Origin of the sequence: Bradyrhizobium nivariense (assembly GCF_029846695.2) — a bacterium.
Lineage (GTDB): Bacteria > Pseudomonadota > Alphaproteobacteria > Rhizobiales > Xanthobacteraceae > Bradyrhizobium.
Genome location: NZ_JARWCR020000083.1, coordinates 23,550 through 37,291 on the forward strand (window position 1 = coordinate 23,550; position 13,742 = coordinate 37,291).

General features: G+C 64.9%; 17 protein-coding genes. 6 read left to right on the top strand and 11 right to left on the bottom strand.

Annotation, left to right across the window (positions count from 1 at the left end; genetic code table 11):
* The first annotated feature begins 11 nt into the window (after window positions 1-11).
* Window positions 12-893 carry an HpcH/HpaI aldolase/citrate lyase family protein gene (locus QCM77_RS39665; protein WP_280096440.1) on the top strand — a complete coding sequence of 294 codons (882 nt, stop codon included), beginning with the start codon at window positions 12-14 and terminating at the stop codon, window positions 891-893.
* Between the two features lie 3 nt (window positions 894-896).
* On the top strand, window positions 897-1,556 hold the full coding sequence (locus tag QCM77_RS39670; protein WP_280096441.1) for an HAD hydrolase-like protein: 660 nt from the start codon (window positions 897-899) through the stop codon (window positions 1,554-1,556).
* A 19-nt stretch (window positions 1,557-1,575) separates the two neighbouring features.
* Here the strand turns inward: QCM77_RS39670 and QCM77_RS39675 are convergent, their stop codons facing one another.
* From QCM77_RS39675 to QCM77_RS39690, 4 genes are all read right to left on the bottom strand, one after another.
* Complete coding sequence (locus QCM77_RS39675) at window positions 1,576-1,995, bottom strand: hypothetical protein (protein WP_280096442.1); 420 nt, start codon at window positions 1,993-1,995, stop codon at window positions 1,576-1,578.
* Between the two features lie 274 nt (window positions 1,996-2,269).
* Window positions 2,270-3,055, bottom strand: a complete 786-nt coding sequence (locus QCM77_RS39680; protein WP_280096443.1) for a glycosyltransferase family 32 protein — start codon at window positions 3,053-3,055, stop codon at window positions 2,270-2,272.
* Between the two features lie 88 nt (window positions 3,056-3,143).
* Window positions 3,144-3,749, bottom strand: coding sequence for a 3-isopropylmalate dehydratase small subunit (gene leuD, locus QCM77_RS39685; protein WP_279690968.1), 606 nt, complete (start codon window positions 3,747-3,749; stop codon window positions 3,144-3,146).
* A gap of 177 nt (window positions 3,750-3,926) precedes the next feature.
* Window positions 3,927-4,325, bottom strand: a complete 399-nt coding sequence (locus QCM77_RS39690; protein ID WP_280096444.1) for a metallopeptidase family protein — start codon at window positions 4,323-4,325, stop codon at window positions 3,927-3,929.
* 155 nt (window positions 4,326-4,480) lie between these two features.
* Between QCM77_RS39690 and QCM77_RS39695 the strand changes: the two genes are divergently transcribed.
* From QCM77_RS39695 to QCM77_RS39705, 3 genes are all read left to right on the top strand, one after another.
* Window positions 4,481-4,762: a hypothetical protein gene (locus QCM77_RS39695; protein WP_279691044.1), complete on the top strand. Its 282-nt coding sequence runs from the start codon at window positions 4,481-4,483 to the stop codon at window positions 4,760-4,762.
* A 51-nt stretch (window positions 4,763-4,813) separates the two neighbouring features.
* Window positions 4,814-5,080, top strand: coding sequence for a hypothetical protein (locus QCM77_RS39700; protein ID WP_279690970.1), 267 nt, complete (start codon window positions 4,814-4,816; stop codon window positions 5,078-5,080).
* A gap of 151 nt (window positions 5,081-5,231) precedes the next feature.
* Window positions 5,232-5,783 carry a hypothetical protein gene (locus QCM77_RS39705; protein WP_279690971.1) on the top strand — a complete coding sequence of 184 codons (552 nt, stop codon included), beginning with the start codon at window positions 5,232-5,234 and terminating at the stop codon, window positions 5,781-5,783.
* A gap of 54 nt (window positions 5,784-5,837) precedes the next feature.
* On the opposite strand, the gene QCM77_RS39710 is transcribed toward QCM77_RS39705, so the two are convergent.
* From QCM77_RS39710 to ffh, 7 genes are all read right to left on the bottom strand, one after another.
* Window positions 5,838-6,047, bottom strand: a complete 210-nt coding sequence (locus QCM77_RS39710) for a hypothetical protein (protein WP_279690972.1) — start codon at window positions 6,045-6,047, stop codon at window positions 5,838-5,840.
* A gap of 94 nt (window positions 6,048-6,141) precedes the next feature.
* Entirely contained in the window at window positions 6,142-7,548 is a 1,407-nt protein-coding gene (leuC, locus tag QCM77_RS39715; RefSeq protein WP_280096445.1) for a 3-isopropylmalate dehydratase large subunit, read from the bottom strand.
* A 323-nt stretch (window positions 7,549-7,871) separates the two neighbouring features.
* On the bottom strand, window positions 7,872-8,255 hold the full coding sequence (gene rplS / locus QCM77_RS39720) for a 50S ribosomal protein L19 (RefSeq protein ID WP_279667530.1): 384 nt from the start codon (window positions 8,253-8,255) through the stop codon (window positions 7,872-7,874).
* A 109-nt stretch (window positions 8,256-8,364) separates the two neighbouring features.
* Window positions 8,365-9,120, bottom strand: a complete 756-nt coding sequence (gene trmD, locus QCM77_RS39725; protein ID WP_280096446.1) for a tRNA (guanosine(37)-N1)-methyltransferase TrmD — start codon at window positions 9,118-9,120, stop codon at window positions 8,365-8,367.
* A 124-nt stretch (window positions 9,121-9,244) separates the two neighbouring features.
* Window positions 9,245-9,823 carry a ribosome maturation factor RimM gene (gene rimM / locus QCM77_RS39730; protein WP_280096447.1) on the bottom strand — a complete coding sequence of 193 codons (579 nt, stop codon included), beginning with the start codon at window positions 9,821-9,823 and terminating at the stop codon, window positions 9,245-9,247.
* Window positions 9,824-9,948: 125 nt separating this feature from the next.
* Entirely contained in the window at window positions 9,949-10,281 is a 333-nt protein-coding gene (gene rpsP, locus QCM77_RS39735; RefSeq protein WP_014438992.1) for a 30S ribosomal protein S16, read from the bottom strand.
* 99 nt (window positions 10,282-10,380) lie between these two features.
* A complete protein-coding gene (ffh, locus tag QCM77_RS39740; protein ID WP_279667535.1) occupies window positions 10,381-11,928 on the bottom strand; it encodes a signal recognition particle protein in 1,548 nt (515 codons plus the stop codon).
* Between the two features lie 451 nt (window positions 11,929-12,379).
* Between ffh and QCM77_RS39745 the strand changes: the two genes are divergently transcribed.
* Window positions 12,380-13,444, top strand: coding sequence for an MBL fold metallo-hydrolase (locus QCM77_RS39745; RefSeq protein ID WP_280096448.1), 1,065 nt, complete (start codon window positions 12,380-12,382; stop codon window positions 13,442-13,444).
* Window positions 13,445-13,742 lie beyond the last annotated feature (298 nt).

A 13,742-nucleotide genomic window follows, 5' to 3' on the forward strand; every position in this document is an offset into this window, starting at 1 on the left:
GGAACGCTTGCATGACCCGCCCGCGCCGCAGCCATCTGTTCATGCCCGGCTCCAACCCCCGCGCGCTGGAAAAGGCGCGCAATCTGGCCGCTGACGGCCTGATCCTCGATCTGGAAGACTCCGTCGCGCCCGACGCCAAGGCGGTGGCGCGCGACGGCATCGCGGCCGCGATCGCAGCCAAGGGGTTCGGCAAGCGCGAGATCTTGATCCGGACCAACGGCCTCGACACGCCCTGGTGGGCCGACGACGTCGCGATGGCGGCCAAGGCCTCGCCCGACGGCATCCTGGTCCCAAAGGTCTCCAGCGTCGAGGATCTCGACGCCATCGGCCGCAGACTTGCCGAGCTCGGTGCGGCGCCGTCCGTAAAAGTCTGGGCCATGATCGAGACCGCGCGCGCGGTGCTGCATGCGGAGGAACTGGCTGCCGCCGGGCGCGATCGAGAGAGGCGCCTGTCAGGCTTCGTGTTCGGCCCGAATGATATTTCGCGCGAGACGCGGATCAAGATGCTGCCGGGCCGCGCCGCGATGATCCCGATGATCACGCATTGCATCCTGGCAACGCGCGCCCACGGCCTCGAAATCCTCGACGGTCCCTACAGCGACATCGCCAATTCCGACGGCTTCGCAACCGAATGCGCGCAGGGCCGCGATCTCGGTTTTGACGGCAAGACGCTGATTCATCCCTCGCAGATCGAAGCCTGCAACGCGATCTTCACCCCGCCGGAGGAGGAAGTCGCCCGCGCCCGAAAGATCATCGCCGCGTTCGAGCTGCCGGAGAACGTCTCGCGCGGCGCGATCCGGCTCGATGGCGCCATGGTGGAGCGCCTGCACGCCGACATGGCCCGGCGCACGATCGAGATCGCGGACGCGATTGCGGCGATGGGGAAGGGCTGAGGGGTGGACTTAGTTCGTTCCGTCCTCCTCGATCTCGACGGAACGCTGGTCGATTCGCGGCCGGGTATTGTCGCAAGCTGCTCAGCCGCACTGCGTGGGCTCGGGCACGATCCCGGCGAAGCGCTCGATATCGCGATCGGGCCACCGCTCGAAGACATCTTGCGGACTTTGCTGCAAACATATGGCGACGACCGGATCGATGAGGCCGTCGTCGCGTACCGTCAGCACTACGGCCAAAGCGGTCTGCTCGCAAGTGAGCCCTATTCCGGAATCCGCGGCGCGCTCGAGGCTATGCAAGGTGCGGGATTGCGAATTTACCTCGCGACGTCGAAGCGCGAAGTGTTCGCAAGACGAATCCTGGAGAACCTGAAGCTGGCGACATACTTCGACGGCATCCATGGCTCGGTGCCGGGCGGTACGCTGGATCATAAGTCTGAGTTGCTCGCCTACATCCTGTCTGAACAGGATGTCTCTGCTTCGCACAGTCTGATGGTTGGGGATCGTCAGCACGACATCGTCGGGGCACGCGCGGTTGGCATGCGCAGCCTTGGCGTGCTGTGGGGATACGGTGGCCGGCATGAACTTGAAACGGCCGGCGCAGACCAACTGGTGGAGCGGCCCGCCGATCTCGCGCACGTTGCTTTGTCGATGTTGAGCGGCTAGCGCCGTTTCAGACAACGCCTCAGCGACGCGCGTGATCCGCACGATCGAGCGACTCCAGCGTCGACGCATTCGCACAATAGCCCTGGTAGTTTTCCGCCGCCGTGCCGCCGGCGAGATCGCGGTCGCATTGAGCCTTGTGGCTGCAAAGGGCGCACACCCGCTCCATGTCGCGCAGCAGCAGCGGCTGCGCGCGGCCGAGCCCTTCGGCGCTGATGCCGAGCTGTTCGAGCATCTTCGGCAACTCGTCGGCGGCGTGCTTGCCATGACGGACCAGCTCTTCCAGATCATCAGGCGCGATCCTGAGGTCGCGCGCGATCCGGTCGAAATCGGCGCGGTCGAGCTGCCGGATCTCGTTCAGCTCGCGGCGATGCTTCAGCCACGCGGCAAAGGACTCGATGAGGTCCTGAACGATGGGATGAGGCCTGCTTGCGGTGCTCATGCGAAGCTCCATTCGAACGGCGGAATTGGAGCGAGACTACGCACAATGGCGCAGATGCGCGTTGCGCTGGATCAAACAGCGCTGATGGGGCCGCGGCCTCCGCTGCACCTCTCCCGCTCGCTTGCGGGAGAGGTCGGCGCGTCCGGGCGATGCGAAGCATCGTCCCGCGCGCCGGGTGAGGGGTTTCACCTCTTGGGGGCTCTCGCTTGCGGAGACACCCCCACCCCAGCCCTCCCCCGCAAGCGGGAGAGGGAGCATACCTTTCCCGTGGCAATTATCGAAACCGCTCCGCCGCCCAGGCATACAGGCTGCCCGGAATCGGCTTCTCGCCGCCGCGGCCCTTGGGCGAGATATGCAGGCCGATGATCTCGGGGTCGGTGACGAGGCCGAGATAGCTCGAGGGATCGAAGAACAATTTTGGCTCGGCATGCACGGCGTAGAACGACTGCTTCGGCAATGCGCAAGCCAACTCGCCGGTGCGGCGCGCGAGCGCGGTGAGTGCCGCCGGCCCGAAGATCGCGACGCGGATGTCGGAGAGACGGTTCGAGCCGCCGCGCAGGCGGCGCATCGCAAACGTGATGCGATGGCGCAGCGACAGCCAGTCCGGCGTCAGCTCCTCCTGCTCCATCAGCTCCTCGAAGGCGGCAACGATGCCGTGCTCCGGCGGCAGATAGATCACGGAATTGCCGAGCTGGCGCGGTCGCTCCCACGCGAAGTAGGGCTTTGCCGGATCGATCTCGGCAGGCTTGAGCAGCAGCACGTCGGCATCGAGCCAGAGACCAAGACCCTTCGCCATCAGCTTCATGCGGAAGAAGTCGCTGAACTGAAGCGTAGTCCAGTCGCGCCAGCTGCCGTCCGGCTGCGGCGGTCGCAATCGTTCGGAGAACGCATGCGGCAGGATCGCCTCGGCATCCGCATTGCCGACGCCTGAGGGCAGGCCGGGAATGGTGTCGAAGCTGTAGACCGTGACCTTGTGGCCGGCAGCCAACTGCGAGCGCAGACAGGTCTGGCGCAGGGCGTCCATCGGGCCATGCCAGAAGGTGACGATGTCGGGCGGCATGGGCGAAGCTATAAGCGGTTTGGGAAAAGACAAAAGGGCAAAAAAAAGCCCCGGCGCTGTCAGCACCGGGGCTCGAAACTCGGAGATCTCAGGCCCAGGCGCGTTCGCGCTTGAGCTTCTCCTCGTAGCTGTCGATCGAGGACTTCTTCTCCATCGTCAGGCCGATGTCGTCGAGGCCGTTGATCAGGCAATGCTTGCGGAACGGATCGATCTCGAACTTGACCTTGCCGCCGTCGGGTCCGCGGATCTCCTGGTTCGGCAGGTCGATCGTCAGCGTCGCGTTGGCGCCGCGCTCGGCGTCGTCGAACAGCTTGTCGAGGTCTTCCTGGCTGACGCGAATCGGCAGAATGCCGTTCTTGAAACAATTGTTGTAGAAGATGTCGCCGAACGAGGTCGAGATCACACAGCGGATGCCGAAGTCGAGCAGCGCCCAGGGCGCATGCTCGCGGCTCGAGCCGCAGCCGAAATTGTCGCCGGCGACCAGCACCTTCGTGTTGCGATAGGCGGGCTGGTTGAGGACGAAATCAGGATTCTCGCTGCCGTCGTCCTTGTAGCGCTGCTCGGAGAAGAGCCCCTTGCCAAGGCCGGTGCGCTTGATGGTCTTGAGGTACTGCTTCGGAATGATCATGTCGGTGTCGACATTGATGATCTTCAGCGGCGCCGCGACGCCTTCCAGCGTGGTGAACTTGTCCATGGTTGCGCTTTCCCGGGGTGGTTCAGGGGGAACAGGTGTTTATCGCGATCGGAGCCCGAATTCTAGGCCGAATTCGGCAGGTCTCGTCTGCTTGTCTGGATCAAGCCACGGAGGAGGTACGCCCCCTCTCCCGCTTGCAAGCGGGAGAGGTTAGGGAGCCCGGGGCTCGATACTGCCCTATTCCACCTGCGCCTCGATCGCGGCCATGTCGTCGTCCGAGAGGCCGAAATGGTGGCCGATCTCGTGGACCAGGACGTGGCGGACGATATGGCCGAGGCTATCGTCGTGCTCGGCCCAGTAGTCCAGGATCGGCCGGCGGTAGAGCCAGACCATGTTGGGCAGCCGCGCCACATCGCCAAAGCTCTGCTGCGGCAGGCCGACACCCTGGAACAGGCCGAGCAGGTCGAACTCGCTCTCGCATTCCATCTCGTCCAGAACCTCCTCGGTCGGGAAGTCGTCGACGCGGATGATCACGCCCTCGCAGAGGCTGCGAAACTCCGCCGGCAGGCGCTCGAATAATTCATGCGCCGTCGCTTCCATCTCGGCCAGCGAGGGCGCTTTCAATTCTGTCCACATGGGCTTCTCATAGCGTGGGTTCCTCAGGCATGCATCCGGCTTTATAAGCGCGGCGAGGTTGACGGGCGCCGTCAAAACGGGGAGCGTGGGGCCTCGAATGGGACGTTCAGGTGGGCGGTAAAATGCGAGCGAAAACAGCGCTGACGCTACTGTGCATGGGGTTGTTTTCGCAATTTTGCGTTGGCGCGGAAGCCCAGACCGCCGGCCACGGGGTCAGGCTGGCCCAGGCGGCCTCGCCGGACGATGTCCCGCCGCCGCGCAAGCGGCCCCCGGCGCGCCTGCGCGTCACGCCCTATTACAGCCCGGATGGCGTCTATCCCCGTTACAATCCCGGTCCCGATGCGGTCCGCGAGTGCAACGCCACCTATGTGCAGGAATTTCGGCCGAGCGGCACGGTGATCGTGCCGCATATGAGCTGCTACTGGCGCCGGGGCTGAGTTGGCCGATCCCGCCGGCAGCGCCGCATGCGGACGCAGCGGAGGTCGATCATGACGAGATGGATTGGAATCGCGGTTGCCCTCGGGCTGATCGTCGCTTCGCCCGGCGTCTGCATTGCAGCGACGCAGGCTGCCGCGAAGTCAAAGGCACCAGTGTCCGCAACAGAGATCGGTACGCGGCGTCATGCGCGCCATCATGACGCTGTGCGCCAATTCGCAGCTCCCGCGCCGCGTTACTACGCGCGGCCTGTCTCCTACCGTCCTTATCCCTACGGCGTGCCCGCACCGTTCGTGCTCGGCTTCGGGCCGTGGTGGTGACGTCGCAGCGCCACGCTGGGAACGTCGTTCATTCATGAGGCATTCACGTCGCTGTCCCTAATTTAATCTCGGGAGCGACTGCAAATGAACAGGGATGACGCGGGCCGGAAACGAGCGTCGCAGCTCCGCTGTCCGATTCAGGGAGAATTCCATGCTGAGGATATTGGGTCGCAGGGCAAGCCCGATGCGCTTGCTCGGGATTGCGGCCGCCGCGACGCTGTTGCTGTCGGCCGGGACCGCGCGTCGTGCTGAAGCGCTGACCTTGATCAATCCGGCGACGTTGCCGGCGGCGAAGGCCGCAAGCGACGACATAATCCCGGTTCGCCACGGCGGCGGCGGTGGCGGTGGACACGGCGGTGGTGGACATGGCGGCGGCTTCCATGGCGGAGGCGGCTTCCACGGTGGCGGAGGACATTTCGGTGGCTTCCGCGGCGGTGGCTTCCACGGCGGTGGCTTCCGCGCCGCGCCCGCCTTTCATGGCGGCGGCTATCGCTACGGTGGAATTCACCATTACGGCGGCTATCACCGCTATGGCGGCTATCGCCCTGCCTACTACGGCCATCGCCATTTCCATCGGCGCTACTACGGCGGCTACTATCCCTATTACAGCTATCCGCGCCGCTGCCGGGTCATCTGGACCTATTACGGGCCGCGCCGCGTCTGCCGCTGGCATCGCTGGCACCATCCGTATCGCTATTGGTGAGCACGATCGAAATGAAAAGGGCGCCTCGACGGCGCCCTTTGTTCATCTGGTGGCTTAGAGCCAATCCTTCAGCTTCCAGGACGCCGACTTCCACCGCGTGAGGTTCTCCAGCTTCCACTGCTTGAACATCGCCGGCGGCCAGCGGCTGAGCTTCGAGGTCTCCTCGACCTCGGGCCTGGCGACGACGCGCAGCGGCGCTGCGCGCCGCCGGTGCTGGGGCGTCGCCGCGCTGATCAGATCGACATATTCAGGCTTGTTGGCCATGAGCAGCGTCCCCGCGAAACCGTCGCGAGGACGCAGTGTCGGCGCTGCCGATTAACGGCGGTTTGCCGCGATCGTTCAAATTGCAGGAAGAGGCTCAGCGCCACTCCCTGACGTCGACGAAGTGACCCGCGATCGCCGCGGCAGCAGCCATTGCCGGCGACACCAGATGAGTACGGCCCTTGAAGCCCTGGCGGCCCTCGAAGTTGCGGTTCGAGGTCGAGGCGCAGCGCTCTTCCGGAGCCAGCTTGTCGGGGTTCATGGCGAGGCACATCGAGCAGCCCGGCTCGCGCCATTCGAAGCCGGCCTTGATGAAGATCTTGTCGAGACCCTCGGCTTCGGCCTGCTCCTTCACGATGCCGGAGCCCGGCACGACCATGGCGTTCACGTTCGCCGAAACCTGCTTGCCTTCCGCGACCTTGGCGGCCGCGCGCAAATCTTCGATGCGGCCGTTGGTGCAGGAGCCGATGAAGATGCGGTCGAGCTTGATGTCGGTGATCTTCGTCCCGGCCGTCAGGCCCATGTACTTCAGGGCACGATGCTTGGAGAGGCGCTTGGCCTCGTCCGCGATCTTGTCGGGATCGGGCACGGCGCCGGTCACCGAGATGACGTCCTCAGGCGAAGTGCCCCAGGTCACAATCGGCGGCAGCTTTGCTGCATCCAGGCGGATCTCATGGTCGAAATGCGCGCCGTCGTCGGAGCGCAGCTTTTCCCAGTAGCGCATCGCTTCGTCCCAGGCGGCACCCTGCGGCGACTTCGGACGGCCGCGCAGGAAGTCGAACGCCTTCTGGTCGGGCGCGACGAGGCCCGCACGCGCGCCGCCTTCGATCGACATGTTGCAGACCGTCATGCGGCCTTCCATGCTGAGCGCGCGGATCGCGTCACCGGCGTATTCGAGCACGTAGCCGGTGCCGCCGGCGGTGCCGATCTCGCCGATGATGGCCAGGATGATATCCTTGCCCGTGACGCCGTCCGGCAATTTGCCGTCGACGACCGCGCGCATGTTCTTCGCCTTCTTCTGGATCAGCGTCTGCGTCGCCAGCACATGCTCGACCTCGGAGGTGCCGATGCCGTGTGCGAGTGCGCCGAACGCGCCATGCGTCGAGGTGTGGCTGTCACCGCAGACGATGGTGGTGCCGGGCAGCGTAAAGCCCTGCTCGGGGCCGATGACGTGGACGATGCCCTGGCGCTTGTCGAACTCGTTGAAATATTCGATGCCGAATTCCCTGGCGTTCTCCGCCATCACACGCATCTGCTCGATGCTCTCCGGATCCGGATTCGGCTTCGAGCGGTCGGTGGTCGGGATGTTGTGGTCGACGACGGCGAGCGTCTTTTCCGGCGCGTGCACCTTGCGCCCGGTGGCGCGCAGGCCTTCGAACGCCTGCGGCGAAGTCACCTCATGCACCAGGTGGCGATCGATATAGAGCAGGCAGGTGCCGTCCTCGGCTTCGTGCACCAGATGGTCGTTCCAGATCTTGTCGTACAGTGTGGTCGGCTTGGACATGAGCGTCAGCTCCAGGAATGTTGTGTAGAGCGGATAGGCGCGTGGCGCGCGGGCAACAAAATCGTCAGCGCAGCTTTTAGGCTGCGCGCGTAAGCTCTGACGTTGCCGAGGTCGCGAAGCGTCCGAAGAACCGGCCGGGCAGCCGCGAGCGATCGTCGATGACGATGCGCTTGACGGGCGAGAGGCTGGTCAGATCTGGAAACATTCCAAGAATATATAGCAGGCCGAATTGGAATCGCGAGGGCTTTGACGCGCACGGCTGACGCAACAAAAAAGCGCGGGGTTTGGCCCCGCGCTCTCGGTAACTCGCCTGTAAGCGGAGCTTACTCGTTGACGGCAGCCGGGCGGTCCTGCTTCTTCTCCACGATGCGGGCCGACTTGCCGCGGAGGTTGCGCAGGTAATAGAGCTTGGCGCGACGCACCTTGCCGCGGCGCACCACCTTGATCGAGTCGATCATCGGCGACATCACCGGGAACACGCGCTCGACACCCTCACCATAAGAGATCTTGCGCACGGTGAAGCTCTCGTTGAGCCCGCCGCCGGAACGGCCGATGCAAACGCCCTCATAGGCCTGAACGCGGGTGCGGTCGCCTTCGACGACCTTCACGTTGACGATCACGGTGTCGCCGGGGCCGAACTCAGGAATGTCCTTGCTGGCGGAAAGCTTGTCGAATTGCTCTTTTTCGAGCTGTTGGATCAGGTTCATGGGTAAATCTCCATCGGCGCGCCCAGCCTTGGAAACGGGGGCCGCGCGAAATTCGTTTATCCAGCCATTGCGGATGTGGCCGCTCCTATAAGACAAGCCGGAGCGTTTGTCACCCGTCTGTCTTGTTTTTTGGCGTTTTTTGGCGTCCGGCCCGATTCGGGGCTTTGGCCGGGACTTGCGCCCACAAATCGGGCCGCCGGGCCGCTGTCAGCGCTTCGGATTGCGCCCGCCGCCAGGCCGAGACCTTGGCGTGGTCGCCCGAGGTCAGGATCTCGGGGATCGGGGCTCCCTCGAACAGCTGTGGCCGCGTGTATTGGGGGTACTCGAGCAGGCCGTCCGAAAAACTTTCCTCGGTTCCCGAGGCTTCCTTGCCCATCACGCCCGGCAGCAGCCGGACGCAGGCGTCGATCAGGGCTAGCGCGGCGATTTCGCCCCCGGACAGCACGTAATCGCCGATCGAGACCTCCTCCAGGCCCCGCCCGTCGATCACCCGCTGGTCCACCCCCTCGAACCGCCCGCAGACGATCAGGGGACCCGGACCCTTGGCCAGCTCCATGACCCGGTCCTGGGTCAATGGCCGACCCCTCGGGCTCATCAGCAGTTTCGGCCGATCCGAGCCGATCTCGGCGGCATCGATGGCCGCCGCCAGAACATCGGCCCGAAGCACCATGCCCGGCCCGCCCCCGGCCGGGGTGTCATCGACGCTGCGGTGGCGGTCGGTGGCCGAGGCCCGGATGTCCCGCGCCTCCAGTTCCCAGAGCCCGGACGCCAGCGCCCGGCCGGCCAGGCTCACGCCCAGCGGCCCCGGAAACATCTCCGGAAACAGCGTCAGCACCGTCGCGCGCCAGGGTGGGGAGGTCGTCATCGGGCCCCAACAGATTCGTCGTCCCGGCCTAGTGCGCAACTTGCGCACGGGGGGCCGGGACCCATAGCCATCGCAGCTTGTTTTGCGATGGAGCCATCAGCTTACCCAAAACCACGCACTGTGGTTATGGATCCTGGCCCCCCGTGCGCAAGTTGCGCACTAGGCCGGGACGACTCGGGGAGGAATCCTCGTCCTTGTCATCGCCTTCAATCTCCTGCGGCAGCGCGATCACGACGCGGCCGCCTATGAGATCGACCTCGGGCACCACCGCGTTCGTGAACGGCAGCAGCAGCGTGGTGCCTTTGGGCGGAGCGATCTCGATGATGTCGCCGGCGCCGAAATTGTGGATCGCGAGCACGCGGCCGATCGCATCGCCCGCCGTGGTGACGGCGGCGAGCCCGATCAGATCGGTGTGGTAATATTCGTCCGCGTCGGTTGCGGGCAGCTTTTCGCGCGCAACGTAGAGCTCGATGCCGTTGAGCCGTTCGGCCTCATCGCGGGTCGTGACGCCCTTGAACGTCGCGACCAGATGATCTTTGGCCTCGCGGGCCTGCGCGACCTCGAACTGGCGCTTGCCGTCCTTGGACGAGAGCAGACCGTAGTGCCGCACGGCAAAGGGATCTTCCGTAAAAGTCCACAATTTGACCGCACCGCGCACACCATGCGCGGCGCCGATCCGTGCGACGCAAACGAACTGAGACATCAGCTGGCCTCGTCCTTCGAGACGCCGCTTCGCGGCTCCTCAGGATGAGGGGATAGACCCTCATGCTGAGGAGCACGGCACAAGCCGTGCGTCTCGAAGCATGAAGGCCCGGCCATCGAAGCGCCTTAACCCTTCGCGGCGGCTTCGGCCTGCGCCTTGCGCTCCTTGCGCGGCACGGCCTTCTCCGGATTGTTGCGCGCTTCGCGCTTCTTGACGCCGGCGGCGTCGAGGAAGCGCGACACACGGTCCGAGGGCTGCGCGCCCTTGGCCAACCAGGCCTTCACCTTGTCCATGTCGAGCTTCAGCCGGGTCTCGTTGTCCTTCGGCAGCAGCGGGTTGAAATAGCCGAGACGCTCGATGAAGCGGCCATCGCGGGGAAAGCGCGAATCGGCGACGACGACGTGATAGACGGGGCGCTTCTTGGTGCCTGCGCGGGCGAGGCGGATAACGACGGACATTTAGTTCTCCTTCGAAGTACGGTTTGCAAAATACAGTTTGTTCGGTTGATTGGTATTTTCGCGCCGCGCGGGACCCCTACGACCCGTGCGACGAATTCCTCATTTCTTCTTGCCCGGAAATCCGCCGAGGCCCGGCAGCATCGGCTTGCCGCTCAGCCCGGTCAGGCCGGGCACGTTCGGCAGACCGGTGCGCAGCCCGGCCGGCAAATCCTTCGGCAGGCTGGGCAGACCCTGTCCGCCGCCACCCTGCATCTTCTCCTGCAGCGCCTTCATCTCTTCCGGCGAAGGCGGCTTCATGCCGCCGCCAAAGCCCATCGCCTGCGCGATGCCGGCGAGCGGACCGCGCTTGCCCGAACCCATGGCCTTCATCATATCGGCCATGTTCCGGTGCATCTTGAGCAGCTTGTTGACCTGCTCGACACTCTGGCCGCTTCCGGCGGCGATGCGCTTCTTGCGGCTGGCCTTGAGCAGGTCGGGATGACGGCGCTCGTCGCGCGTCATGGAATCGATCACCGCGACCTGGCGCTTCAAAATCTTGTCGTCGATGCCGGCGGCCGCGATCTGGTTCTTCATCTTGGCGATGCCGGGCATCATGCCCATCAGGCCGCTGATGCCGCCCATGTTCGCCATCTGCGACAGCTGCTCGCGCATGTCGTTGAGGTCGAACTGACCCTTGCGCATCCGCTCCGCGGTGCGCGCGGCCTTTTCGGCGTCGATGTTGGCGGCAGCGCGTTCGACCAGCGAGACCACGTCGCCCATGCCGAGGATGCGGCCGGCGATCCGGTCGGGATGGAAATCCTCCAGCGCGTCGGTCTTTTCACCGGTGCCGAGCAGCTTGATCGGCTTGCCCGTGACCGCGCGCATCGACAGCGCGGCGCCGCCGCGGCCGTCGCCGTCCACGCGCGTGAGCACGATGCCGGTGAGGCCGACGCGCTCGTCGAAGGCGCGGGCGAGGTTGACGGCGTCCTGGCCGGTGAGGCTGTCTGCCACCAGCAGCACTTCGTGCGGATTGGCGGCGGCTTTGATCGCTGCTGCTTCCGCCATCATCTCTTCGTCGAGCGTGGTGCGGCCGGCGGTGTCGAGCAGCACGACGTCGTAGCCGCCGAGCTTGCCGGCCTCCAGCGCGCGCTTCGCAATCTGAGCCGGCTGCTGGCCGGCGACGATCGGCAGCGTCGGAATGTCGAGGTCGCGGCCCAGTACGGCCAGCTGCTCCATCGCCGCGGGACGGTAGATGTCGAGCGACGCCATCAGCACCTTGCGCTTGTCGCGCTGGACCATGCGACGGGCGAGCTTTGCCGTGGTGGTGGTCTTACCGGAACCTTGCAGTCCGACCATCATGATCGGCACCGGCGGCACGGAATTGACGTCGATGGTCTGGCTTTCGGCGCCGAGCGTGTTGATCAGCTCGTCATGGACGATCTTGACCACCATCTGGCCTGGCGTCACCGACTTGACGACGGTGGCGCCGATCGCCTGCTCGCGGACGCGTTCGGTGAAGCTGCGCACCACTTCGAGCGCGACGTCGGCTTCCAGCAGCGCGCGGCGCACCTCGCGCATCGCGGCGTCGACGTCCTTTTCGGTCAGCGCACCGCGCCCCGTCAGACGATCGAGAATGCCGCCAAGCCGTTCCGACAGATTGTCGAACAATGCCGTTGTCCCTTGTCCTGCTCGCGCAGGGTTGCCGCGTTCACCACTGTCATGCCCCGGCTTGACCGGGGCATCCAGTACGCCGCGGCATCTCGGTCCAGGCCGAGCCGCCTCTGGAATACTGGATCCCCCGCCTTCGCGGGGGATGACCACTTCCCTCGAGAAGCGATCTTCCAAACACCTTTACGCCCGAGGGCGCATAGCGCTGTCGGGCGTGGGCCTCTGGTCTCCAGGACCAGTGGGCGGGTCGAAAAGAAAGCCTTTCCGAGAAAGTGGCGGGGTTAAACGCCGCCCACGCCCAAAAGTCAAGGAAAGTTAGGCGGACTGGGCGGCTTTACCAGAGCAAGCCACTGAAAACAAAGTTCTTTTAGCCGCGGGTTCCTTTTCCCCTGGTCCGGCCCATATGAGAGGGTGATGTCTCATCGCCCCGACCATCCCTGAAGCTAGATCCGTGCCGATCACTCGCCGCCGCCTTTTCGGACTGCTCGCCGGGGCCGGCGCATTGGTCGGCGTGCCCTCCCTTTGGATGTCCCGCATGAAAACCTATGACGGTCCCGCCTCCGACCATTTCGACGGCCTGACATTCTTCGATCCGGACGGCGCGCCGCCGAAATCGCTTCGCGAGGTCTTGCGCTGGCAATTCGGCGGCAAACGGCAGCGCGCGGCCTGGCCGGAGTGGGCGCCGAGCCCCCATGCCGACACCCCGCCGGACCGCGTGGACGGCGACAAGGTGCGGCTCTCTTTCGTCGGCCACGCCAGCTGGCTGATCCAGACCGGCGGCCTCAACATCCTCGTCGATCCCGTCTGGTCGATGCGGGTCTCGCCCGTCAGCTTCGCCGGGCCAAGGCGGTACAACGACCCCGGCATCGCCTTCGACAAGCTGCCGAAGATCGATACCGTGCTGGTCTCGCACGGCCACTACGATCATCTGGACATGGCGACGCTGTCGCGGCTCGCCAAGAATTTTGGCCCGCGCGTGGTTACCCCGCTCGGCAACGACGTCACGATGCGCAGCACCGATCCGACGATCAAGGTGGAAGCGTTCGATTGGCACGATCGCGTCGAGCTCGGCGGCGGCATCGCCGTGACGCTGGTGCCGACGCGGCACTGGTCGGCGCGCGGCATGTTCGATCGCAACAAGGCACTGTGGGCCAGCTTCGTGCTGGAGACGCCGGCGGGCAAGGTCTACGTCGTCTGCGATTCCGGCTATGGCGACGGCACGCATTTCCGCCGCGTCGCCGAGAAGCACGGGCCGTTACGCCTGGCGATCCTCCCGATCGGCGCCTACGAGCCGCGCTGGTTCATGCGCGACCAGCACATGAATCCGGAAGATGCGGTGAAGGCGCTAGCGGATTGCGGCGCGCAGCAAGCACTTGGGCATCACCACGGAACGTTTCAACTTACGGATGAGGCGATCGATGCACCGGCGAAGGCGCTGGTCGAGGCGCTCGATGCCGCAAAGGTTCCGCAGGAGCGGTTCGTTGCGATGAAGCCTGGGCAGGTGGTGGAGATTTAGCTTCGTCGTCGCTTTTAACTCCTCCGTCGTCCCGGCCTAGTGCGCCATCGCGCACGGGGGGCCGGGACCCATAACCACCGAACGCGATTTGGCGAAGATTGGTCATTGCCATCTCGGCGCCATAACTTCTTCTGAGGAGTATGGGTCCCGGCCCCCCGTGCGCGATGGCGCACTAGGGTCTGTTGGGATTCAGGATTCTCATTTGAGCTCGGCTGTGATTCAAGCTCGGGATGGACCGATTCGTTTTGAATGACGCCCAATGGGCGAAGATGGAACCGCTTTGTCTAGGCAAGCCGAG